The organism is Limimaricola sp. AA108-03 (assembly GCF_050847355.1).
Taxonomy (GTDB): Bacteria; Pseudomonadota; Alphaproteobacteria; order Rhodobacterales; family Rhodobacteraceae; genus Limimaricola.
Genome location: NZ_CP193755.1, coordinates 3039224 through 3060117 on the forward strand (window position 1 = coordinate 3039224; position 20894 = coordinate 3060117).

At 68.7% G+C, this 20894-nt stretch carries 18 protein-coding genes and 1 tRNA gene; 8 read left to right on the plus strand and 11 right to left on the minus strand.

Going from position 1 to position 20894, the window contains the following annotated elements:
- Positions 1–18: 18 nt before the first annotated feature.
- From fzlA to ACRAQ3_RS14850, 7 genes are all read right to left on the minus strand, one after another.
- Entirely contained in the window at positions 19–705 is a 687-nt protein-coding gene (gene fzlA / locus ACRAQ3_RS14820; protein ID WP_269397416.1) for an FtsZ-binding protein FzlA, read from the minus strand.
- Positions 706–751: 46 nt separating this feature from the next.
- On the minus strand, positions 752–1522 hold the full coding sequence (mtgA, locus tag ACRAQ3_RS14825; RefSeq protein ID WP_432255135.1) for a monofunctional biosynthetic peptidoglycan transglycosylase: 771 nt from the start codon (positions 1520–1522) through the stop codon (positions 752–754).
- A gap of 110 nt (positions 1523–1632) precedes the next feature.
- Positions 1633–6180, minus strand: coding sequence for a glutamate synthase large subunit (gltB, locus tag ACRAQ3_RS14830; protein WP_269397260.1), 4548 nt, complete (start codon positions 6178–6180; stop codon positions 1633–1635).
- Positions 6167–6886, minus strand: a complete 720-nt coding sequence (locus tag ACRAQ3_RS14835) for a hypothetical protein (protein ID WP_432255136.1) — start codon at positions 6884–6886, stop codon at positions 6167–6169. The genes gltB and ACRAQ3_RS14835 overlap by 14 nt, the downstream gene beginning before the upstream one ends.
- 144 nt (positions 6887–7030) lie before the next feature.
- A complete protein-coding gene (locus tag ACRAQ3_RS14840; RefSeq protein ID WP_432255137.1) occupies positions 7031–8470 on the minus strand; it encodes an NAD(P)-dependent oxidoreductase in 1440 nt (479 codons plus the stop codon).
- Between the two features lie 157 nt (positions 8471–8627).
- A complete protein-coding gene (locus ACRAQ3_RS14845; RefSeq protein ID WP_432255138.1) occupies positions 8628–9434 on the minus strand; it encodes an undecaprenyl-diphosphate phosphatase in 807 nt (268 codons plus the stop codon).
- A gap of 16 nt (positions 9435–9450) precedes the next feature.
- A complete protein-coding gene (locus ACRAQ3_RS14850; RefSeq protein WP_432255139.1) occupies positions 9451–10434 on the minus strand; it encodes a complex I NDUFA9 subunit family protein in 984 nt (327 codons plus the stop codon).
- A 230-nt stretch (positions 10435–10664) separates the two neighbouring features.
- On the opposite strand from ACRAQ3_RS14850, the gene ACRAQ3_RS14855 reads away from it, so the two are divergent.
- The 8 genes from ACRAQ3_RS14855 to ACRAQ3_RS14890 all read left to right on the plus strand — a co-directional run bounded on the left by ACRAQ3_RS14855 (position 10665) and on the right by ACRAQ3_RS14890 (position 15530).
- Positions 10665–10751: transfer RNA gene (locus ACRAQ3_RS14855), tRNA-Leu, on the plus strand.
- A gap of 31 nt (positions 10752–10782) precedes the next feature.
- Complete coding sequence (locus ACRAQ3_RS14860; RefSeq protein WP_269397265.1) at positions 10783–11394, plus strand: ribonuclease D; 612 nt, start codon at positions 10783–10785, stop codon at positions 11392–11394.
- 1 nt (position 11395) lies between these two features.
- Positions 11396–12376, plus strand: a complete 981-nt coding sequence (locus ACRAQ3_RS14865; RefSeq protein WP_269397266.1) for a KpsF/GutQ family sugar-phosphate isomerase — start codon at positions 11396–11398, stop codon at positions 12374–12376.
- Entirely contained in the window at positions 12377–12988 is a 612-nt protein-coding gene (gene lptC / locus ACRAQ3_RS14870) for an LPS export ABC transporter periplasmic protein LptC (RefSeq protein WP_432255140.1), read from the plus strand.
- Positions 12985–13467, plus strand: a complete 483-nt coding sequence (locus ACRAQ3_RS14875; RefSeq protein WP_432255141.1) for an LptA/OstA family protein — start codon at positions 12985–12987, stop codon at positions 13465–13467. The genes lptC and ACRAQ3_RS14875 overlap by 4 nt, the downstream gene beginning before the upstream one ends.
- Positions 13464–14222, plus strand: a complete 759-nt coding sequence (lptB, locus tag ACRAQ3_RS14880) for an LPS export ABC transporter ATP-binding protein (protein WP_432255142.1) — start codon at positions 13464–13466, stop codon at positions 14220–14222. The genes ACRAQ3_RS14875 and lptB overlap by 4 nt, the downstream gene beginning before the upstream one ends.
- Positions 14223–14436: 214 nt before the next feature.
- Entirely contained in the window at positions 14437–15012 is a 576-nt protein-coding gene (hpf, locus tag ACRAQ3_RS14885) for a ribosome hibernation-promoting factor, HPF/YfiA family (protein ID WP_085895300.1), read from the plus strand.
- Positions 15013–15065: 53 nt separating this feature from the next.
- Positions 15066–15530, plus strand: coding sequence for a PTS sugar transporter subunit IIA (locus ACRAQ3_RS14890; RefSeq protein WP_085895299.1), 465 nt, complete (start codon positions 15066–15068; stop codon positions 15528–15530).
- A 13-nt stretch (positions 15531–15543) separates the two neighbouring features.
- On the opposite strand, the gene ACRAQ3_RS14895 is transcribed toward ACRAQ3_RS14890, so the two are convergent.
- From ACRAQ3_RS14895 to ACRAQ3_RS14910, 4 genes are read right to left on the minus strand one after another with little or no spacing between them, the layout of a single operon-like run.
- Entirely contained in the window at positions 15544–16965 is a 1422-nt protein-coding gene (locus tag ACRAQ3_RS14895) for a nodulation protein NodH (protein ID WP_432255143.1), read from the minus strand.
- Positions 16958–18658 carry a beta-1,6-N-acetylglucosaminyltransferase gene (locus ACRAQ3_RS14900; protein ID WP_432255144.1) on the minus strand — a complete coding sequence of 567 codons (1701 nt, stop codon included), beginning with the start codon at positions 18656–18658 and terminating at the stop codon, positions 16958–16960. The genes ACRAQ3_RS14895 and ACRAQ3_RS14900 overlap by 8 nt, the downstream gene beginning before the upstream one ends.
- Complete coding sequence (locus tag ACRAQ3_RS14905) at positions 18655–19665, minus strand: glycosyltransferase family 2 protein (RefSeq protein WP_269397272.1); 1011 nt, start codon at positions 19663–19665, stop codon at positions 18655–18657. The genes ACRAQ3_RS14900 and ACRAQ3_RS14905 overlap by 4 nt, the downstream gene beginning before the upstream one ends.
- Positions 19666–19693: 28 nt before the next feature.
- Positions 19694–20878, minus strand: a complete 1185-nt coding sequence (locus tag ACRAQ3_RS14910) for a glycosyltransferase (protein WP_432255145.1) — start codon at positions 20876–20878, stop codon at positions 19694–19696.
- Positions 20879–20894 lie beyond the last annotated feature (16 nt).

A 20894-nucleotide genomic window follows, 5' to 3' on the forward strand; every position in this document is an offset into this window, starting at 1 on the left:
GGCCCCAAGCGCGCGGCCTCAGAAATCGAGATCGGCGTAATGCGCGGGCTGCGGAAAGCCCGGCAGCTGATCGGCCAGAAGCGAGCGGAAGGCCGGGCGCGACTTGATCTTGGCGTACCAGTCCTTGACCGTCTCGGAGCGGTTCCAGTCCACGTCCGAGATGTAGTCGAGGCAGGAGAGGTGCGCGGCAGCGGCGAAATCGGCGAGGCTGAGTTCGTTGCCCGCGAGCCAGCGGCGCTGATCCAGGAGCCACGCCATGTAGTCGAGGTGATACTTGATCGCCCGCGCGCCGGCCTTGACGTTGGAGCTGTCAGGATAGCCGCCGCCCATGACCTTCTTGAAGACGCGCTCGCCCAAGAGCTTCGAGGTCACCTCGCGGTTGAACTTGTCGTCGAACCAGCCAACGAGCCGGCGCACCTCGTAGCGCGCATCCACCGATTGCGGCAGCAGCGGCGGATCGGGCTGCACCTCTTCGAGATATTCGCAGATCGCGGTGCTTTCCGACATCATGCGGTTGCCGAGCTTGAGCACGGGTACCTTGCCGGCCGGGTTGCGGCGCATGAACTCGGGATCCTGCTCCCAGTAGCGCTCTTCGACCAGCTCCACCTCGATGCGTTTCTCGGCGAGCGAGAGCCTCACCTTCCGGGAGAAAGGCGAGAGCGGGAAATGATAGAGGCGGTGTGTGGCGGGACGGCTGTTCTGCATGCCCCCTATCTGCCGCAAGCGCGGCGCCGCTTCAATCCCGCGCGCATCACTCGAAGCAGTCGTCTCGCCCGTCGCGGCGGATCGTTGCGGCGCCGTCGAGGATCGCGGCGGCACGGCGGCGCACGAAATCGGAGGGGTTCGCGGCCGAGCGCCCCTTAGGGTCGGGCAGGATCGCGGCAAGGCGCGCGGCCTGCACATCCGTCAGATCGGCCGCCGCGACGCCGAAGTAATGCGGCGCGGCGCGGCCGATGCCGAACACGCCCTCGTCGAACTCGGCGACGTTGAGATAGACCTCGAGAATTCGCCGCTTGGTCCAGACCGCCTCGACCGCGGGCGTCATGCCCGCCTCGAGCGCCTTGCGAAACCAGCTGCGCCCCTGCCAGAGATAGACGTTCTTCACCACCTGCTGGCTGATCGTCGAGGCGCCGCGATTGCCGCCAGAGGCCATCGCGGTGCGGATCGCCTTGAGATCGAGTCCCCAATGCAGGCAGAAATTCGCGTCCTCGGCCGCGACGGCGGCGCGGGCCATCACCGGGGCGATCTCCTCCATCGGCACCCAGTCATGGGCGATCTCGCCCAGCCGGGCGCGTTCCGACATCATGTAGGGGGTGGTCGGCGGGTTGAGGGTCGAGAACAGCAGGACCAGCACCCCGGCGAGGCCGATCAGCGCCACGCCGATCCAGAGCGCCACGCGAAGGACGCGCCGCGCCGCCGATCCGCGCCCCGCAGGGTCGGACGAGGTGCCGCGCCCGCGGGCGCCCTTTCGGCTGCGACGGGCCGCGGGGCCGGTTTTCGAGGTGTTCACGGGCTTGGCCATGCCGCCATAGACCCTGCCCGCCGGGGCCGGGTCAAGCCGAAGCTCGCCCATGCGAAAAGAGCCGGCGCGTCACCGCGCCGGCCCCCGTTCCCATGCCGCTCCGCGCCGCCTCACTCGGCGGGCAGCGCCACCTTCTCGACGGTGAGCGGGTGCGGGATGTGGCGCAGCATCTCCTTGGGGCAGACCTGCAGGAAGTTGTGCTTCTCGCTGTCCCAGTGCTGCAGGATCTCGGCGGCCTTGCGGCTGCCGGTCTCGAGCTGGTGGCGCTCGATCAGACCCTTGAGCTGGTTTTCCCAATGCTCGACCGTGACATCGCAGGTGACCAGCGTCTCGGTGTTCATCAGCGGCTCGGCAAGGCCGTCGGGGTCGTAGAGATAGGCCATGCCGCCGGTCATGCCGGCACCGAAGTTGGCGCCGATCGAACCGAGGATCACCGCGACGCCGCCGGTCATGTATTCGCAACCATTGGTACCGCAGCCCTCGATCACCACATGCGCGCCCGAGTTGCGGACCGCGAAGCGCTCGCCCGCCCGACCGGCGGCGAAAAGGTAGCCCGCCGTCGCGCCGTAGAGCACGGTGTTGCCGATGATCGTGTTCTCCGAGGCCACCAGCGGGCTCGCCATCGCCGGGCGCACCACGATGGTGCCACCGGAGAGGCCCTTGCCGACATAGTCGTTGGCATCGCCGGACACTTCGATCTTCAGGCCGGGGGCCGCGAAGGCGCCGAGCGACTGGCCCGCCGAGCCGGTGAGCTTGACGGTCAGGTGGTCGGGCTGCAGCTGGTTCCGCATCCCGAAATTCTCGACGATATGCGCCGAGGTGCGGGTGCCGATGGTGCGGTGCGTGTTCTGCACCGCGTATTGCAGCTGCATCTTCTCGCCATCCTCGAGGAAGCGGCGGGCATCCTTGACGATCTCGGCGTCGAGCGTGTCGAGCACCTCGTTGCGCGGCTTGTTGCGGTCGTAGCGGATGCGGTTGGTGCCATCCACGGTGATCAGCAGCGGGTTGAGGTCGAGATCGTCGAGATGCGCCGAGCCACGGCTGACCTGGGTCAGCAGGTCGGCCCGGCCGATCACGTCGTCGAGCGAGCGGGCGCCGATCGAGGCGAGGATCTCGCGGACCTCCTGGGCGTAGAAGGTGATCAGGTTGACCACCTTGTCGGCGTTGCCGGTGAACTTCTGGCGCAGCGCCTCGTCCTGGGTGCAGACCCCCACCGGGCAGGTGTTGGACTGGCACTGGCGGACCATGATGCAGCCCATCGCGATCAGCGCGGCGGTGCCGATGCCGTACTCCTCGGCCCCCATCATCGCCGCCATGACGATGTCACGGCCGGTGCGCAGGCCGCCATCGGTCCTGAGCGTGACCCGGTCGCGCAGGTTGTTCATCGACAGCACCTGATGCGCCTCGGTGAGACCCATCTCCCACGGCAGACCCGCATATTTGATCGAGGTCGCGGGCGAAGCGCCGGTGCCGCCATTATGGCCCGAGATCAGGATCACGTCGGCCTTGGCCTTGGCCACGCCGGCCGCGATGGTGCCGACGCCCGAGGAGGAGACCAGCTTCACCGTCACCTTGGCGCGCGGGTTGATCTGCTTGAGGTCGTAGATCAGCTGCGCGAGGTCCTCGATCGAGTAGATGTCGTGATGCGGCGGCGGCGAGATCAGCGTGACCCCTTCCGTCGAATGCCGCAGCCGCGCGATCAGCTTGGTGACCTTCATCCCCGGAAGCTGGCCGCCCTCGCCCGGCTTGGCGCCCTGCGCCACCTTGATCTCCAGCTCCTCGCAGGCGCCGAGATATTCGGCGGTGACGCCGAAGCGGCCCGACGCCACCTGCTTGATCTTGGCCGAGGGGTTGTCGCCATTGGCCTCGGGCAGGAAATGCGCCGGATCCTCGCCGCCCTCGCCCGAGTCGGACTTTGCGCCGATCCGGTTCATCGCGACGTTGAGCGTCTTGTGCGCCTCGGGGCTAAGTGCGCCCAGCGACATGCCGGGCGTGACGAAGCGCTTGCGGATCGAGGTGATGCTCTCGACCTGCTCGATCGGGATCGCCTCGCCGATCGGCTTGATCGCCAGAAGGTCGCGCAGGTGGATCGGCGGGTTGGCCTGCATGGTCGAGGCGTATTGCTTCCACAGCTCGAAGGAGGCGCGGTCGCAGGCGGCCTGCATCATGTGCATGGTCGTGGCTTCCCAGGCGTGCTTCTCGCCCGAGCGGCGCGACTTGTAGAAGCCGCCGATCGGCAGCGTGCCGAGATCGGCGCCGGGCTTGGTCCAGCCCTTGGCGTGCACCTCCTCCAGCTTCTTCTGGATGCCGGTGAGGCCGATGCCGGAGATGCGGCTGTGCATGCCGGGGAAGTACTCGGCGCACATGGCACGCGACAGGCCCACCGCCTCGAAGTTCAGGCCACCGCGATAGGAGGAGATCACCGAGATGCCCATCTTGGCCATGATCTTCAGCAGGCCCGCATCCACCGCGTCGCGGTAGCGGCGCATGATGTCGGTGAGCGTGCCTTCGAGCAGGCCGCGGTTCAGGCGGTCGGCAAGGCTGTCCTGCGCCAGATAGGCGTTCACCGTGGTCGCGCCCGAGGAGATCAGCACCGCGAAGTAATGCGGGTCTATGCATTCGGCCGAGCGCACGTTGACCGAGCAGAAGGTGCGCAGGCCCTTGCGGGTCAGCCAGCTATGCACGGCCGAGGTGGCGAGGATCATCGGCATCGGGACGCGGTCCTCGTCCTGATGCTGGTCGGTGAGCACGATGTGGCCCGCGCCCGAACGCACCGCGTCCTCGGCCTCGGCGCGGATCCGCTCGAGACCCGCGCGCAGCGCGTCGGGCGCCCCGCCCGCCGGGAAGGTGCAGTCGATGAAGGCCACCTGGTCGCCGAACTGCTCGACCATGGTGTCGAACTCGGCATTGGCGATGAACGGGCTCTCCAGCACCAGGATCTCGGCCTGGCTGGAGCTTTCGTCGAGCACGTTCTTGAGGTTGCCGAAGCGGGTCTTGAGCGACATCACCCGGCTCTCGCGGAGCGAGTCGATCGGCGGGTTGGTGACCTGGCTGAAGTTCTGCCGGAAGAAATGCGACAGCGGCCGGTACTTGGTCGAGAGCACGGCGGAAGGGGTGTCGTCGCCCATCGAGGCGATCATCTCCTTGCCGTCCTCGGCCATCGGCGCGAGCACCTGCTCCAGCTCCTCGACCGAATAGCCGGCGGCGATCTGGCGCTTGCGCAGCTCGGGGCCCTCGAACAGCGGCTCCTCGGGGATCTCGCGCAGGATGTCGTTAAGGTTCACGACCTTCTCGATCCACTCGCCGAAGGGCTGGGAGGCGGCGAGCTTATCCTTCATCTCGCTGTCGTGGAACAGCTTGCCCTCTTTCATGTCGACCGCGATCAGCTGGCCCGGCCCGAGCGCGCCCTTCTCGATCACGCTGGCCTCGTCGACCGGCACCATACCCGCCTCGGAGCCCGCGACCAGAAGCCCGTCGCCGGTGACGACGTAGCGCATCGGCCGCAGGCCATTGCGGTCGAGGCCGGCGCAGACCCAGCGGCCATCGGTCATGGCGAGCGCCGCCGGACCGTCCCAGGGCTCCATCACCGCGTTGCAGTAGGAATACATGTCCTGCCAGGCCTGGGGCATCTCGACCCGGCTCTTGGACCAGGCCTCGGGCACCAGCATGGTCTTGGCCATCGGCGCGTTGCGGCCGGCGCGGACCAGCACCTCGAACACCGAATCGAGCGCGGCCGAGTCCGAGGAGCCCTGCGGCACGATCGGCTTGATGTCCTCGGCCATCTCTCCGAAGGTCGAGGAGGCCATCCGGATCTCGTGGCTCTTCATCCAGTTGATGTTGCCCTTGAGCGTGTTGATCTCGCCGTTATGGGCAAGCATGCGGAAGGGCTGGGCCAGCCACCATTGCGGGAAGGTGTTGGTCGAATAGCGCTGGTGATAGAGCGCGAAGGCGCTCTCGAAGCGCGGGTCCATCAGGTCGGGGTAGAACACCGCCACCTGCTCGGCCAGCATCATGCCCTTGTAGATCACGGAGCGGCAGGACAGCGAGGCGAGGTAGAGCTCGCGCACGCCGGCCTGGGTGGCCGCGCGCTCGATCCGGCGGCGGATGATGTAGAGCTCGCGCTCGAACTGCTCCTCGTCGATGTCCTTCTCGCAACGGATCAGGATCTGCTCGATCTCGGGGCGGGTGGCGTTGGCCTTCTCGCCGAGGCAGGTGATGTCGACCGGCACGTGGCGCCAGCCATAGATGTAGTGCCCCATGCGGAGCACCTCGGTCTCGACGATGGTCCGGCAGGTTTCCTGCGCGCCGAAATCGTTGCGCGGCAGGAACACCTGGCCCACGGCGATGCGGCGGCCGGCCATCGGCTCGTGGCCGGTGCGGCGGATCTGGTCCTCGAAGAAGGCGCGCGGGATCTGCACGTGGATGCCGGCGCCGTCGCCGGTCTTGCCGTCGGCGTCGACCGCACCGCGGTGCCAGACCGCCTTCAGCGCGGCGATGCCCTTCTCGACCACCGCGCGCGAGGGCGAGCCGTCGATCGACACGACGAGGCCGACGCCGCAGGAGGCGTGCTCGTCATCCTCGCGGTAGAGACCGTTCTCGGCCATGTACTTGCGCTTGGCCTCTTCCGAGGCGACCCAGGCGTCATCATAGGTGGTCATGGAAGATCTCCTTCGCGGTGGAGGCGGGCGCCGACGACATGGTCGCGCCGCAGCCGTGTTTGGGGTTGGACGAGAGGAAGCCCGGCTCGTCCGGAAAGATGAATTCGACGGGGCTATCGTCGGAGGTGAAGGTGCCCTGCGCGTTGGTCACCTCGCTGGTGCCCGACAGGAAGATGCGCCGCGTCCGGTCGATGAACTCCGATCCGGTGCTGCGCCAGATCTGCTCGCCATCCGGGCCGATGGCGCGGACCTCGTAATCGGTGCGCTCCAGCTCGACGCCGTCGATGGTGACGGTCTCGCCGGTCAGGCTGTCGAAGCCGACATAGCGGGTCTCGCCGACCTGATCGGAGATCGTGCTGAAATCGAAGCTGTCGGCGCCGGTCTCGACCAGCTCGCTGAACGAGGCCGGATCGGCCGGGTCGGGGGCGAGTTCCTCGCGCCGGTCGGCGCGGGGATAGACGCTCTCGACCCATTGGGTCTCGGCGTCGATGGCCCCGAAATAGCTCACGCCGTCGAGGTCGAGATCGACCCTGCGGCGCCAGCCCTCTGGGTCGCCCTCGCAGGTGAAATGATGCGAGACGGTGCAGTTCGCGGCCTGCACGGTCATCTCGGCGGTGCAGCCCTCGGGCAGCGTCACCTGACGCGGCCCCTGCGCGGCGGCCGCCATCGGCAGCACGCAGATCAGGAGGGCGATGGGCGTCTTCATGGCGGTCTCCGAAACAGGATCGCGGGACGTGGTGTGATCGGGGGTCAGGCCGCCCCGGCCATCTGGCCGGAGCCTCGGCCCCTGAACCGAGACATGGATCGCGCGCGGGCCCATCTGGCCTCGCGCCACTGGTTCACGCGTGGCTCACTCGGCGGCGACGCCGGCGCTGGCCGACTGGTCGAGATACTCCACGATCGCCGAGGCGCTGTCACGCCCGTCGCGGATCGCCCAGACGACGAGCGAAGCGCCGCGCACGATGTCGCCCACGGCGAAGACGCCGTCGAGCGAGGTGGCACCGGTGCCGAATTCGGCCCGCACCGTGCCCCAGCGGGTCACTTCCAGCCCCTCGACGCCCCAGAGCTGCGGCAGGTCCTCGGGCTCGAAGCCCAGCGCCTTGACCACCAGATCGGCCTCTTCGAGGTAATCGGCGCCCTCGATCTTCTCGGGCATGCGGCGGCCCGTGGCATCCGGCGTGCCGAGGCGCATCTTGTGGACATGCACGCCCTTGACCCCGTCGGGGCCGCATTCGAAGCCCTTCGGAGCCGAGAGCCAGACCAGCTCGACGCCCTCCTCCTCGGCATTGGCCACCTCGCGCTGGCTGCCCGGCATGTTGGCCCGGTCGCGGCGATAGAGACATTTCACGCTGGTCGCGCCCTGACGGATCGCAGTGCGCACGCAGTCCATCGCGGTGTCGCCGCCGCCGATCACGACGACCTTCTTGCCCTCGGCGTTCAGCTCGCCGCTGTCGTATTCCGGCACTTCGTCGCCGAAGTTCTTGCGGTTCGAGGCGGTGAGGTAGTCGATGGCGCGGACCACGCCGCCATGGTCGCTGTCGGGCAGGTCGCGCGACTTGTAGACCCCGGTGGCGATCAGCACCGCGTCGTGCTTGCCACGGATCGCGTCGAAGGAGATGTCCTCGCCGACCTTGCAGTTCAGCACGAACTCGACGCCCGACTCCTCGAACTGCCTGGTGCGGCGGTCCACGACCTCCTTCTCGAGCTTGAAGCCCGGTATGCCGTAGGTCATCAGCCCGCCGACGCGGTCGTAGCGGTCATAGACGGTGACCTGCACGCCGGCGCGGCGCAGATAGTCGGCCGCGGCGAGGCCGCCGGGCCCGGCGCCGATGATGCCGACGCTCTCGGGGCGCTCGCGAGCGGGGCGGATCGGCTGGACCCAGCCCTCCTCCCAGGCGGTGTCGGTGATGTATTTCTCGACCGAGCCGATGGTGACGGTGCCGTGGCCCGACTGCTCGATCACGCAGTTGCCTTCGCAAAGCCGGTCCTGCGGGCAGATGCGGCCGCAGATCTCGGGGAAGGTGTTGGTCGCCTGGGAGACCTCGTAGGCTTCCTGCAGACGGCCTTCGGCGGTCAGGCGCAGCCAGTCGGGGATGTTGTTGTGCAGCGGGCAATGCGTCTGGCAATAGGGCACGCCGCACTGGCTGCAACGGCTCGACTGCTCGGCCGCCTTGTCGCGGGCGAACTCGGCATAGATCTCGTGGAAGTCCTCGCGCCGCGCGGCCGCCAGACGCTTCTCCGGCATGTCACGCGGCACGGACACGAATTGCAGCATCTTGTTTTCGGCCATGGCTGGTCTCCCTCTGGCTGGGCGTGCCGAGGGGATAGCCAATGCTTGACCACATGAAAAGTCAGCATGGATGACCTAATTGGCGCTTTTCGCGCCAATCGGATCGAAATCTTCGGCCCGATTGGCAATTTTAGGTCATAACTAATGACCCATAACTTCAGCCGGCTAGGAAAATGCCCAGCAACGCGCCCGCCCCGATCACGATTCGCCACCAGCCGAACAGCGCGTAGCCATGCCGCGACACGTAGCCCAGCAGCCATTTCACCACGACCACGGCGGTGACGAAGGCCACGACGAAGCCGATCGCGATCTCGTTGAGCGCGCCCCAGTCGAGCACGTCGCGATTCTGGAACAGGTCATAGGCCACGGCCCCGGCCATCGTCGGCATCGACAGGAAGAACGAGAACTCGGCCGCCGCGCGCTTGCCCACGCCCATCGACAGACCACCGACGATGGTCGCACCCGAGCGCGAGACGCCCGGCACCATCGCCAGCACCTGGAAGAAGCCGATCGCCAGCGCCGTGCGGACCGGCAGCCGCATCGCGTCCTCGTGGCGCGGCTCCGGTGCCATGCGGTCCGCGAAGAGCAGCACCACCCCGCCCAGCACCAGCATCACCGCGATCAGGGCCGGCGTCTCGAACAGCACCGTCTTGATCAGGTCATGCGCCAGCACGCCGATCACCGCCGCCGGCAGGAAGGCGATCAGCACCGCCCAGACGAAGCGCCGCGCCGCCGGGTCCGTCGGCGCCGCCCGCAGCACGCCCCAGAGCTGCCCGAAATAGACGGTGAGCAGCGCCAGCACCGCGCCGAGCTGGATCACCACCTCGAAGGTGCGCCCGGCGCTCTCGAATCCCAGGAAGTGCCCCGCCAGCAGCAGATGCCCGGTCGAGGACACCGGGATGAACTCCGTCAGCCCCTCCAGAAGGCCCAGGAGGAGTGGCAGGAGAATCGTGTCTCCGGTCATGGCGATGTCCGTCCGTTCAGTGGTTGCGCAGGTTCCGCGCCGATTCCTTGATGGCCAGATACTGCCCCGAGGGGCGGAACCGCCACAGGTAGTCCGGCAGCACGGCCTCCATCGCGATCGGCGACAGGCCCAGATCGGCGAAAGTCTTGGCGCCCGGGCTCACGACATTGTCGCGGCGCAGATTGGCGACCTGATCGGCGGTGATCGGCGCCCGCACCAGCCCGAGGCTCAGCGTCTGCACCAGCCCGCCGACGCCGGCCATGATCCGGCCCACGCCGAAGGGCAGCGACAGCACGAGGCGACGGCGGCGGATGTAATGCAGCATCTGCACGATCAGCTCGCGGAAGGTATGCACGTCCGGCCCGCCCAGCTCGTAGACCCCCGGCGCGGCGCGGCCCTCGATCGCCAGCGCCGCGGCATGCGCCACGTCGTCGACATGCACCGGCTGGAACCGGGTGCCGGCCCCGACCACCGGGATCACCGGCGAGATCTGCGCCATTGAGGCGAAGCGGTTGAAGAACTCGTCCTCGGCTCCGAACAGGATCGAGGGGCGCAGGACCACCGCCTGCGGCATGTGCCGCAGCACGCCTTGCTCGCCCGCGGCCTTGGAGCGCGCGTATTCGCTCTCGCTGTCGGCATCGGCGCCGATCGCCGAGACATGCACCATCCGGGCCACGCCCAGCACGGCGGCGAGGCGGGCGATCCGCTCGGGGCCCTCCTCCTGCACCGCCTTGAAGGTGTTGCGGCCCTTCTCGGCCAGCACGCCCACGCAGTTGACCACCGCCTGGGCGCCGGTCATCGCCGCGCGCACGCTGTCATCGTCGCGGATGTTGCAGAACACCGGCTCGACCTGGCCCACCACGCCGTAGGTGCGCACGAAGAGCGCCTCCTCGGGGCGGCGGCAGGCCACGCGGACGCGCCAGCCCTGCTGCGCCAGCCGGCGCGTGATATAGCGCCCGAGGAAGCCCGATCCGCCGTAGATGGTCACAAGTCCGGTCATCGGCCCCGCCCTGATAAGGTGAATTGACGCCTCGCGGTTTACCCGCCGGGGCGGGCGCGGACAAGCGCCGATCCGGACAGCTCTCCCTGTCACCGGCATCGCCGTCGCCGCATGCCCGGCAAGAGCCGCGTCCCGAGCGACCGCCCGCTTCCGCAGCGACAACCGAAATTCCCGCTAATTGCCCGTTGACACCCCCCGCGGCATTCCGTAGATCGCCCCTCACACGACCTGCCCAGGTGGTGGAATTGGTAGACGCGCTGGCTTCAGGTGCCAGTGTCCGAAAGGACGTGGAGGTTCGAGTCCTCTCCTGGGCACCATCCCTCCTCGTATTGCGAAACGCGAGGGATCATGGCGAACCATCTCTACCAGAACGATATTCCCGACGATCTCGATCTTGGCCCCGTCGTGGCGATCGATTGCGAGACCATGGGCCTGAACCCGATGCGCGACCGGCTCTGCCTCGTGCAGATGTCGGGCGGCGACGGCCACTGCCACATGATCCAGGTCCATCCCGGCCAGTCCGAAGCTCCCAATCTCGTGCGGCTTCTCGAAGACCCAGACATCCTCAAGCTGTTCCATTTCGGCCGGTTCGACATCGCCGCGATGCAGCACGCCTTCGGCGCCACCGCATCCCCGGTCTACTGCACCAAGATCGCCTCGAAGCTGGTGCGCACCTTCACCGACCGGCATGGGCTGAAGCAGCTGCTGCAGGAGCTGGTCGGCGTCGACATCTCCAAGCAGCAGCAGCAATCCGACTGGGGCGCCGAGGAGCTGAGCCCGGCGCAGCTCGACTACGCCGCCTCGGACGTGTTGTACCTGCACCGGCTGAAGGAGGCGCTCGACGCCAAGCTGGCGCGCGAGGGGCGCAGCGAACTGGCGCAGGCCTGCTTCGATTTTCTGCCGACCCGCGCCAGGCTCGACCTCGCAGGCTGGCCCGACACCGACATCTTCTCGCACTGACATGACCGAGGACACCCAGCGCCCCGACGATCTGGAAGTCGCGCGGCAGGTGATCGCCGACGAGGCGGCGGGCCTCGCCGCGCTGGCGCGCGGGCTCGATGGCGGTTTCGGCGCGGCACTCGAGGCGATCCGCGCGGCCCCCGGACGGGTCATCGTCTCGGGCATGGGCAAGTCGGGCCACGTCGCGCGCAAGATCGCCGCCACCCTCGCCTCGACCGGCACCCCCGCCTCCTTCGTGCATCCCGCCGAGGCCAGCCACGGCGATCTCGGCATGATCACCCGCGGCGACGTGGTGCTGGTGCTGTCGAATTCCGGTGAGACCCCCGAGCTGGCCGATCTCGTGGCGCATACCCGCCGCTTCGGCATCCCGCTGATCGGCGTCGCGGCGCGGCGCGAAAGCACGCTGATGACCCAGGCCGACATCGCCATCGTCCTGCCCGCCCTGCCCGAAGCCTGCGGCATCGGCGTGGTGCCGACCACCTCGACCACGATGACGCTGGCGCTGGGCGACGCGCTGGCGATCGCGCTGATGCGCGGGCGCGGCTTCACCGCCGCCGATTTCCGCGCCTTTCATCCGGGCGGCAAGCTCGGGGCACGGCTGGCGCGGGTGCGCGACCTGATGCACGGGGCCAGGGAGCTGCCGCTGGTCGATCGCGACACGCCGATGGCCGACACGCTCCTTGCGATCACCGGTGCCGGGTTCGGCGTGGTCGGCGTCACCGATCCGGATGGCGGTCTTTGCGGCATCGTCACCGATGGCGATCTGCGGCGTCACATGGCCGGGCTGCTCGACCATGTGGCCCATGAGGTGATGACGCCGGCGCCGCGCACCATCCGCCCCGACGCGCTGGCGGCCGAGGCGCTGGCGCAGATGAACGAGCGCAAGATTACCTGCCTCTTCGTGGTGGACGAAGATGACGCGGCGCGCCGCCCCTTGGGCATCCTGCACATCCATGACTGCCTGCGCGCCGGCGTCGCCTGAATGCACGCCCGCGACAACGCCTATTCGCGATTCATCGGCTGGGCCAAGGTGGCGCTGCCGCTGATCGGGCTGATCCTGCTCTCGACGCTGTTCCTGATCGCCCGGGGCCCCTCCGGGCCAAGCGAGATTCCCTTCGCCGAGATCGAGGCGATCGCCGCGGAACAGCGCGTCAGCGCGCCGCGATTCGCCGGCCGCACCGAAAGCGGCGCCTCGATCGCCATCGCCGCCGATACGGTGCGACCGCGCGAGACCGGCGAGGGGATCTTCGCAGTCGAGGCGCCACGCGGCACCATCGAAGGCCCCGGCGACACCCGGATCGAGCTGAGCGCCGCGCGCGGCGAGATCGAGACCGGCCGCAACCTGCTGCGCCTCGACGGGCCGGTGTCGGTCACCAGCAGCAACGGCTACAGCGTCGAGACCCCGACGCTCGAGGCCGATCTGGGCACCGGCGGGCTGGTCTCGACCGGGGAGATCAGCGTCACCGCGCCCTATGGCACGCTCAGCGCCGCCGCGATGCGTACCACCCTGCCCGAGGGCGGCACGCCGCGCATGGTGTTCTCCGGCGGGGTTCGGCTGCTATATGATCCAGCGAACCAGGGAGAGCGCCGATGACCCGCATGATGACCGCCATGCTGACGATCCTGCTGATGCTGCCGGGCCTCGCCGCCGCGCAGACGCAGATGGCGCTGGGCGGGCTCGCCGCCGATCCCGACGCGCCGGTCGAGATCACCTCCGAACGGCTCAGCGTCGACCAGGCCACGGGCCGCGCCACATTCGAGGGCGAGGTGCTGATCGGCCAGGGCGAGATGAAGATCTCCGCCGCCACGGTCGAGGTGGTCTATGACGACGCCACGGGCGAGATTTCGCGGCTGGAGGCCGAGGGCGGCGTCACCTTCGTCACCCCGACCGAGGCCGCCGAGGCCGACCGCGCGGTCTATGACATCGCCGGCGGCAACCTCACCCTTACCGGCGACGTGCTGCTGACCCAGGCCCGCACGGCGCTGTCGTCGCAGAGCATGGTGATCGACCTCGCCGCCGGCACGGCGCAGCTCGAAGGCCAGGTGCGCACCGTGATCGAGCCCGCGCAGTGACTTCGCCCGAGCTTGACGTGACGCCGGGCGAAGGCGGGCTGCGGGTTGCCGGGCTGCGCAAGAGCTACCGCAAGCGCCCGGTGATCCGCGACGTGTCGCTGCATCTCGACCGCGGCGAGGTGGTGGCGCTCCTGGGCCCCAACGGCTCGGGCAAGACCACCTGCTTCTATTCGATCGCGGGCCTCGTGACGCCCGAGGGCGGCCAGGTGACGATCGACGGGCGCGACGCGACGCTTTTGCCGATGTACCGCCGCGCCCGGCTCGGCATCGGCTACCTGCCGCAGGAAATGTCGGTCTTCCGTGGCCTCAACGTCGAGGACAACATCCTCGCGGTGCTGGAGATCGCCGAGCCCGACCGCACCTCGCGGCGCGAGCGGCTCGAGGAACTCCTGTCGGATTTCTCGATCGGCCATCTGCGCCGCGCCCCCGCGCTGGCGCTGTCGGGCGGCGAGCGCCGGCGCGTGGAGATCGCGCGCTGCCTTGCCGCGAACCCGCGCTACGTGCTGCTTGACGAGCCCTTCGCGGGCGTCGACCCGATCGCGGTGGGCGACATCCGCGACCTCGTCGCGGCGCTCAAGACCCGGGGCCTCGGCGTGCTGATCACCGACCACAATGTCCGCGAGACGCTGGGCATCGTCGATCGCGCCTACATCCTGCATGATGGCCGCGTGCTGATGTCGGGGACCACCGACGAGGTGGTGCGCGACGAAAATGTACGTCGCGTCTATCTTGGCCAGGGCTTCCGCATCGGCTGAACGGCGAAGTTGACAAGCGGGGCCGCGATCGGGCGAGATGGGACTCGATGACGCAGGCCAGACACCCTTGTCCACAGCTTCAGACGGCTCCGACGCAACGGGCCGCACGGCGCGCGGACAGCGCGGGCCCTGCCCATCCTCACCCCTTGCCGGCCCCTGAGCGACGCGAGCCCGAGGCCCGCTTCGCGGAGCCGTGCCCCCAAAGGAGACGTCCATGCGCTACCAGATCACCGGCAAGCAGATCGAGATCGGCGAGTCGCTGCAGATACATGTGCAGACCGAACTGGGCGCGACCGTCGGCAAATATGCCGGTCGCCCGACCGATGCCAACGTGGTGTTCTCGCGCTCCGGCCATGAGCATGTCTGCGAAGCCGTGGTGCATCTGTCCACCGGGTTGAACGCCCAGGCCACCGGCCGCGCCACCGAGATCTACGCCGCTTTCGAGGCCTGCTGCGAGAAGATGGACAAGCAGCTCAGGCGCTACAAGCGCCGCCTGAAGGACCACCACAAGGCGCGCCCGAACCCGGTTGAACAATCCCTCGCGGGCTCCTATATCCTCGCCGCGTCAGGAGACAATGAAGAGACCGAGCAGGACGGCCTGGCACCGATGATCGTCGCGGAGATGGAATCGAAGATTCCCGAGCTCTCGGTCGGTGAAGCGGTGATGCAGCTTGAGCTGGCGGATGCGCCGGTGCTGGTGTTCCGAAACGAGAAGCATAGCGGGATCAACGTGGTCTATCGCCGCGAGGACGGCAATTTCGGCTGGATCGACCCGCGCAACATCGGCTAGGAGGGCGCCAGATCCTGGCTCTCCGAGCCCGCCTCGCAGACAGGGGATTCCCTATGCAGATTTCCGAGATCCTACCCTCCGAGGGCGTGAAGATGCTGGCCTCCACCAGCTCCAAGAAGCGCCTGTTCCAGGATCTCGGGGACCTCGCCGAGAGCTGCTACGACCTGCCCTCTGGCCGCGTGGTCGAGGCGCTGCTCGAGCGCGAAGGCCTCGGTCCGACCGGCGTCGGTCATGGCGTGGCGCTGCCGCATGCCCGGCTCGAAGGGCTCGAGCGGGTGCGCGGCCTGTTCATCCGCTTGGAAAAGCCCCTCGAATTCGATTCGATCGACCGCCAGCCCGTGGACCTCGTCTTCTGCCTGCTGGCGCCGGATGGCAGCGGCGTCGAGCACCTGAAAGCGCTGGCGCTGGTGTCGCGCACGCTGCGCGACGCCGCCACCTGCCAGAAGCTGCGCGCCAATGCCGAGATCGGTACGCTGCACGCGATCCTCACCGAGGGCCCGGCGATACAGGCCGCCTGATTCTCCGGGGCCCTCAGCCGGGCAGCGGCTGCCAATCCTCGAATCCGAAGCGATCGTAATCGCGCGCATAGACCGCGCGAATCGCCCGTTCGACCTCGGCATCGTAGATCGCCACGAGCGCGGCCTCCTGCGGGCCCTGTGCGGGCCGCCATGGCGGCGCTTTGCGCCCGAGCTGCGCGGCGATCCATGGCAGGTCACGCGCCAGCTCCGTCTCGCGCAATACCGCATCCGGACTTTCGACCGAGGCCGCGCCCTGCAACAGCGCGCTCTGGCTGGCCCATGCCGCATCGACGCGGATCGCGGTCTGGCCGCCGAGATTGGCCTTCAGAAAGCCCGCGAACTGCAAGAAGGCCGCGCGGTGCCGCGCCGGATCGGGGTCGGGCCCGTTCGCGGCCGCATCGATGGGCAGCCCGTGGCGGCGACGCAGCGTGTCGCGGATCTCGCCATACGAGCCGGGGCCCGTGGACAGGATCCGGTCGCAAAAGGCGGCATGGGCCCGCGCCACCGGGTGGCGCAGCACCGCGAAGCTGCGATGCCCGGGATGGGCGCGGCGCCAGTCGCGCAGCGTCTTTTGGGTGAACCCCTCGCGGACCGGCGCGCCATCGAGCGCTTCGAGCCAATGCCGAAGCGCCGCCTCGGGCCCCGATGTCAGCGGCAGGCACAACAGCCCCGTGGTCGCGGCGGCGATGTAGCCCGGCACCATCGCGCCGCGCCGCGGCTCGAAATTCGGTGTGCGGTGCAGGTCGAACCTGTCGATCCGCGCCAGCGCCGCCTGCATTTCCTCGACATTCTCGACCTTGTCCGTGATCGGGCCGGGGTTCTGTTTCTTGAGCCCCCGGTCGAGAGCGTCGAGCCGCCCCGTCACCCCGAGCCAGGCCGCGAGGCCGTTCAGGACCTCGACATCCTGCAGATCCTCGTAATCGACGTAGAAGGCGGTCTGGCCGCTCCGCTGCAGCGCCCCCATGATCCGGATCTGCGTCTCTTGCAGCCGCTGCAGATGCGTCTCGAATCCCTCCGGCTCGAAACGGATGCGCGCGGCGCGGGCATGGCGCGCGTCGGTCAGCTTCCACTGCCCGGTGGCGGCGGCGATACGGTGGCTGACATAGGAATCGAGCGGGTTGCGGGTCAGCACGATCTTGGCGATGCGCGGCTCGTCCATGATCGGCGCGAAGAGCCTCGGATCGTGATCGCCGAAATAGCGAAACCCGTTGAGACCGGGCGCCGCCCGCAGCCGCGCCAGGAGCGCGGTGGGATCGGCATCGCGCGCGGCGCGATCAAACCCGAGGATCGGCGGGTCCTGCGGGCTGCCGATGAAATGCGGGTTGAACGCCTCGCCATGGCAACGCACGCCGTCGAGCGCGTTCAGATTGGCTTCGAGGAAATTCGAGCCGGTGCGCATCTCGGCGAGCACCACGAAGCTGTCGAATTCAGGCATGGGGTCTCACCAGATAGGGCCGCGGCGCAGGTCGGCGCGGCGCCGGCGGTTCGATCGGAATGTCGCCGGTCAGATAGGGATGCATGCCGAGATTGCGCATCTCCTGCAGGAACCGTCCCAGCCCGTCGAGCGGCACCATGGCGGGCGGTGGCGGCGGCGGTCCCGCGCGGCCCGGCGCGATGTCCGACAGCATCAGCGCCAGCGCCTCGGCCGGCGCCTCGAGGAATTCCGCCAGCGTCCAGACGCGGATCCGCGCCTTGGCATGGGGCGAGCGCAGCGCCGCGAGGTGATCGGCCTCGACCTGCTGAAGCCGCGCCGCCAGATCGCATAGCCGCGCCGCCGGTCGGCCCGAACGGAGCAGCGGCACCGCCCAAGCCCCCGAGATGACGCCGATCCTGGCATTGGGGTCCTTGGCGATGTCCCAGCTTACCCGCTGGCTGTCGCGCGGACCGAACTGGAACACCTGCCGCGCGCCGCGCCCGTTCCAGATCAGGTTGGTGAGAAAGCGCGGCCCCTGATGGTCGCGCAGCGCCGCGCTGTCCGACATGGCGCCGCGCCAGACCGTCGCGCCATCCGCGAACTCGACCCGCTCAGGTGCGAAGATATGGCCATGCACCGTGGCGCCGCTGGCGCGGGCGAACCACTCCGTGAAGCCGTCATGCAGCTCGGCGAAGCCTTCGAGCACGCCATAGGGGGCGGCGGTAAAGCCGTTTTCCCAGCCCGGATTCGGCAGACGGCTCTGCATGTAGAGACCCGACCGGCCGCGCACCCGCCGCTCGGTCGCCTCGGCAAAGACCCGGTCGATGCGCGCGGGCGAGGGCGCGGCCTCGCCTGCCGGATGGCCGCCCGCGGCCATCTCGTCGTAGATCGCCTGCGCCCGGGGCCAGATCTTGCGGGCCACGAAACAGCCCGAGCGACGCAGCAATGGCAAGTGATCATCGTAGAACAGGTGCGGCTTGCCCTGAAAATCAAACTTGCACATCGTCAGCGATCGGCTCTCGATATGCGTCGACCAGCGCCGCGCGAGGCTTTGGAAATAGCTCTCGTCGGGAATCCAGACCCGGCGAAAATAGCGGTCGATCTCGGGGCGCTGCGGATCCGACAGGATCGCGCGCAGCGTCGCCGCCGACAGGCACCACCATTGCGAACCCATATACGGTTCGAACCCGGCGGGCAGTCTCCGATGTACCCCGAGCCGGCGCTGCAGCGCGACGTAACGGTCGAACAGCCAGCGCCGTCGTTTCCAGGAAAACGGGAAGCGCAGCGTGAAGCGCTCCTCGGACAGGCCGCCTACGGTCCAAGGCACCTGCGTGACCCGGGCGCTCTCGATGAAATCGGTGCGGGGCCGCGCGGCGAGGAAGGCGTCGAGCTCCGCCACGGGGCGCAGCGGTACGCAGGAGCCAGAAGCCAGATAGACGTGTCCCAGGCCTGGAAACCGTTCCAGCAGCAATTCCGCCCCGGACTGGGTCGCCGCGACGATGCCCCAGCCGCCCCATTCGCAGCGGTGGCGCGAGCAGAAAAGCACCCGGTCGGAAAGATCGCCGAGCTCCGCACGAAACCGCTCGAACCGGGCGCGACGCACGGCACGGTCGACATGCACCACCACCGGGCAGCCCGCAGCCGCCCAGTGCCGGATCACCTGGGCCGCGCGGTCCAGCGCGTTGTGCACGAGGATGACGACCCCGAAGCTCACGTCCAGTTGCCCCGCGACATCAGCCCCAGCACCTCGAGCTGACGCCAGTTGATGTATCTTTCGCTCCATCGGCACCACAGCTCGGGCTCCGCCTCAAGCGCGGCGGCATAGGCCTTGTATTCGGCGCTTGCGGCGTAATGTTGGCGGCGCTGCAGCTCCTCGTGGGCCTTGTCGGAAAAGCCGTCGAGAAACTTGGTATGGAGCAGCATGCCGCAGGTCTTCTCGCCGCCCCATTCGTCGTAGACGAGGTTGAGCCCGCGCGGCAGCAGCATGTGGGTCGAGCTGACATAGGCGAAGCGGCGGTCCCACTTCACCAGCGGGATCTTGTTGAGCGCGGGCGCGCGTTCGGGGTCGTCCGCGAAGAAGCTGCGGGCCCGGGGCCCGCCCTGAATCCACAGATTGCCGTAGGTCGCGTTGCGCGACAGGCTGTAATTGCCGGGATCGAACCAGCAGGCGATGTCGAGCGGATCGTCTCCGCGCGCGTAGGGCTGCGCGCCGATCGGCCCCTTCGGGTAGAGGTCGAGCAGCATCGCCCCGAAGCTGCGGATCGACGACGCGTCGAGCCAGTCGGTCAGCGCCCTGAGCGGCCGCGTATCGCAAAACGGATAGACCAGCAGCTCGTCGGGATCGACGGTCAGGCACCAATGGCCGTGGCCATGGCGGCGCGCCAGCCAGTTGAGCCAATCGACCCCGAAGCGCGCGCGCTTGTAGCTCGCCTCGGTGCGCCACAGCGACACGTCCTCCTGCGCCGCGAGATATTCGGCGCCGCCATCCGTGCTGCCATTGTCGACCACCAGGAAATGGCCCACCCCAAGCCCCCGGTAGTAGTCGAGGAAATGCGGCAGCCGCGCGTTCTCGTTGCGCAGGGTGGTCAGCACGAGGATGTCGGCGGGGCGGATCTTTTCGGTGCGGTCGGCCACCACCGACAGCTCGCGTCGCTTGCGCAGCGCGCGCAGCCGCCAGCGTCTGCGTTGCAGTCTCAGCCGATATGCCTGCCAGGCCTTCACGCGCCTGCCCCTCCTCGCGATCCGCGCCTCACAGCCCGTCCAAGGCGCGGGCGACATGGGCCTCCCAGCTGGGCGGGTCGAGACGAGGCGGGGTTGCGGAGATCGCGGTCTGCGCCCGGACCGCCCGTTCCCACTGGTAGCGATCGGTCGGGTCGCAGTAAACGGCGCGGTCCCCGAGCAATTCGCGGCAGATGGCAAGATCGCCACATATCACCGGGCAGCCCAGTGCCAGCGCCTCCAGCGGCGGCAGCCCGTAACCCTCGGCCAGCGAGGGAAAGACCAGCGCCTGCGCCCGTTCCAGAAGCGCCGCGATCGCGGCGTCCGACAGGCCCGGAAGCTCGGTCACGCCGGCCACGCCCCGGTCGAGCAGGGCGAAGACCTCGGCATTGTTCCAGCCGCGCGCCCCGCAGATCAGCAACCGCGGCGCCTGCGGCCCCAGCCGTTCCCAGACGTCGAGCAGCAGCGCGTGATTCTTACGCGGCTCGATGGTGCCCAGCGCCACCATGAAGGGCGCTTCCAGATCGAGCCCCGGAGGCAGGGCCGTGGGGTCGGGCCGGGCCGGTGTGACGCCCAGCGGCGCCACGACGATCTCGGGCAGGCGACCGCGCCCTGCCAGACGCGCCGTCACCGGCGCGGCCGTGGTCCGGGCGGTGACGATGACCCGGTCGGCATGGCGCGCCACCACGTCGAGCTTCGCGGCAAAGCCCTCCGCCGTGCCGGGCCGCGCGGCCCAAGGCAGATCGAGCGGGATCGTGTCGTGCAGCAGCACCGCGATCCGCGCGCCCGCACCCCGCATCGCCCGCATCACCCGGTCGTCGAGATCTGCATGGCCGGTATTAAGATAGAGTGCACCGGGCGGCAGATGACGGCGTAGCATCCGTTCGAGCCCGGGCCGCGTGCTGCGGGCGATGGCATGGCGACGAACATGGCCCTGCGCCGCGCGCCGGGGGGGATCCAGCTTGCGAAACAGCGATGCCACGCGTCCCGCCGCGCCCCATTCATCGGTATCCGACGCGGCCGCAAAGCGCGTCAGCCCGGCGCGATCGAGAAGCAGAAAACCGATCGGCGTACGCAGCAGTCCGAAGACCGGCCGCGTTTCGGCGAGGCAGGCATCGAGCCAGGCCCGCTCGACCCGGTCGACGCCGGTCCTCGTCCGCCCGGCGCGGCTCGCGAGCCGCGTCAGGTCGAGAACCAGCGCCTTGGGCGCGCCCATGCGGCCGGGTATCCGC

Bases quoted from the DNA above. Each gene is read 5' to 3' on its own strand.
- ACRAQ3_RS14910 (WP_432255145.1), bottom strand. From the start codon at position 20,878: ATGGGCGCGCCCAAGGCGCTGGTTCTCGACCTGACGCGGCTCGCGAGC.
- hpf (WP_085895300.1), top strand. From the start codon at position 14,437: ATGCGCTACCAGATCACCGGCAAGCAGATCGAGATCGGCGAGTCGCTG.
- ACRAQ3_RS14895 (WP_432255143.1), bottom strand. From the start codon at position 16,965: ATGCCTGAATTCGACAGCTTCGTGGTGCTCGCCGAGATGCGCACCGGC.
- ACRAQ3_RS14835 (WP_432255136.1), bottom strand. From the start codon at position 6,886: ATGAAGACGCCCATCGCCCTCCTGATCTGCGTGCTGCCGATGGCGGCC.
- ACRAQ3_RS14845 (WP_432255138.1), bottom strand. From the start codon at position 9,434: ATGACCGGAGACACGATTCTCCTGCCACTCCTCCTGGGCCTTCTGGAG.
- ACRAQ3_RS14875 (WP_432255141.1), top strand. From the start codon at position 12,985: ATGACCCGCATGATGACCGCCATGCTGACGATCCTGCTGATGCTGCCG.
- ACRAQ3_RS14850 (WP_432255139.1), bottom strand. From the start codon at position 10,434: ATGACCGGACTTGTGACCATCTACGGCGGATCGGGCTTCCTCGGGCGC.
- mtgA (WP_432255135.1), bottom strand. From the start codon at position 1,522: ATGGCCAAGCCCGTGAACACCTCGAAAACCGGCCCCGCGGCCCGTCGC.
- ACRAQ3_RS14840 (WP_432255137.1), bottom strand. From the start codon at position 8,470: ATGGCCGAAAACAAGATGCTGCAATTCGTGTCCGTGCCGCGTGACATG.
- ACRAQ3_RS14860 (WP_269397265.1), top strand. From the start codon at position 10,783: ATGGCGAACCATCTCTACCAGAACGATATTCCCGACGATCTCGATCTT.
- ACRAQ3_RS14865 (WP_269397266.1), top strand. From the start codon at position 11,396: ATGACCGAGGACACCCAGCGCCCCGACGATCTGGAAGTCGCGCGGCAG.
- lptC (WP_432255140.1), top strand. From the start codon at position 12,377: ATGCACGCCCGCGACAACGCCTATTCGCGATTCATCGGCTGGGCCAAG.
- gltB (WP_269397260.1), bottom strand. From the start codon at position 6,180: ATGACCACCTATGATGACGCCTGGGTCGCCTCGGAAGAGGCCAAGCGC.
- ACRAQ3_RS14890 (WP_085895299.1), top strand. From the start codon at position 15,066: ATGCAGATTTCCGAGATCCTACCCTCCGAGGGCGTGAAGATGCTGGCC.
- fzlA (WP_269397416.1), bottom strand. From the start codon at position 705: ATGCAGAACAGCCGTCCCGCCACACACCGCCTCTATCATTTCCCGCTC.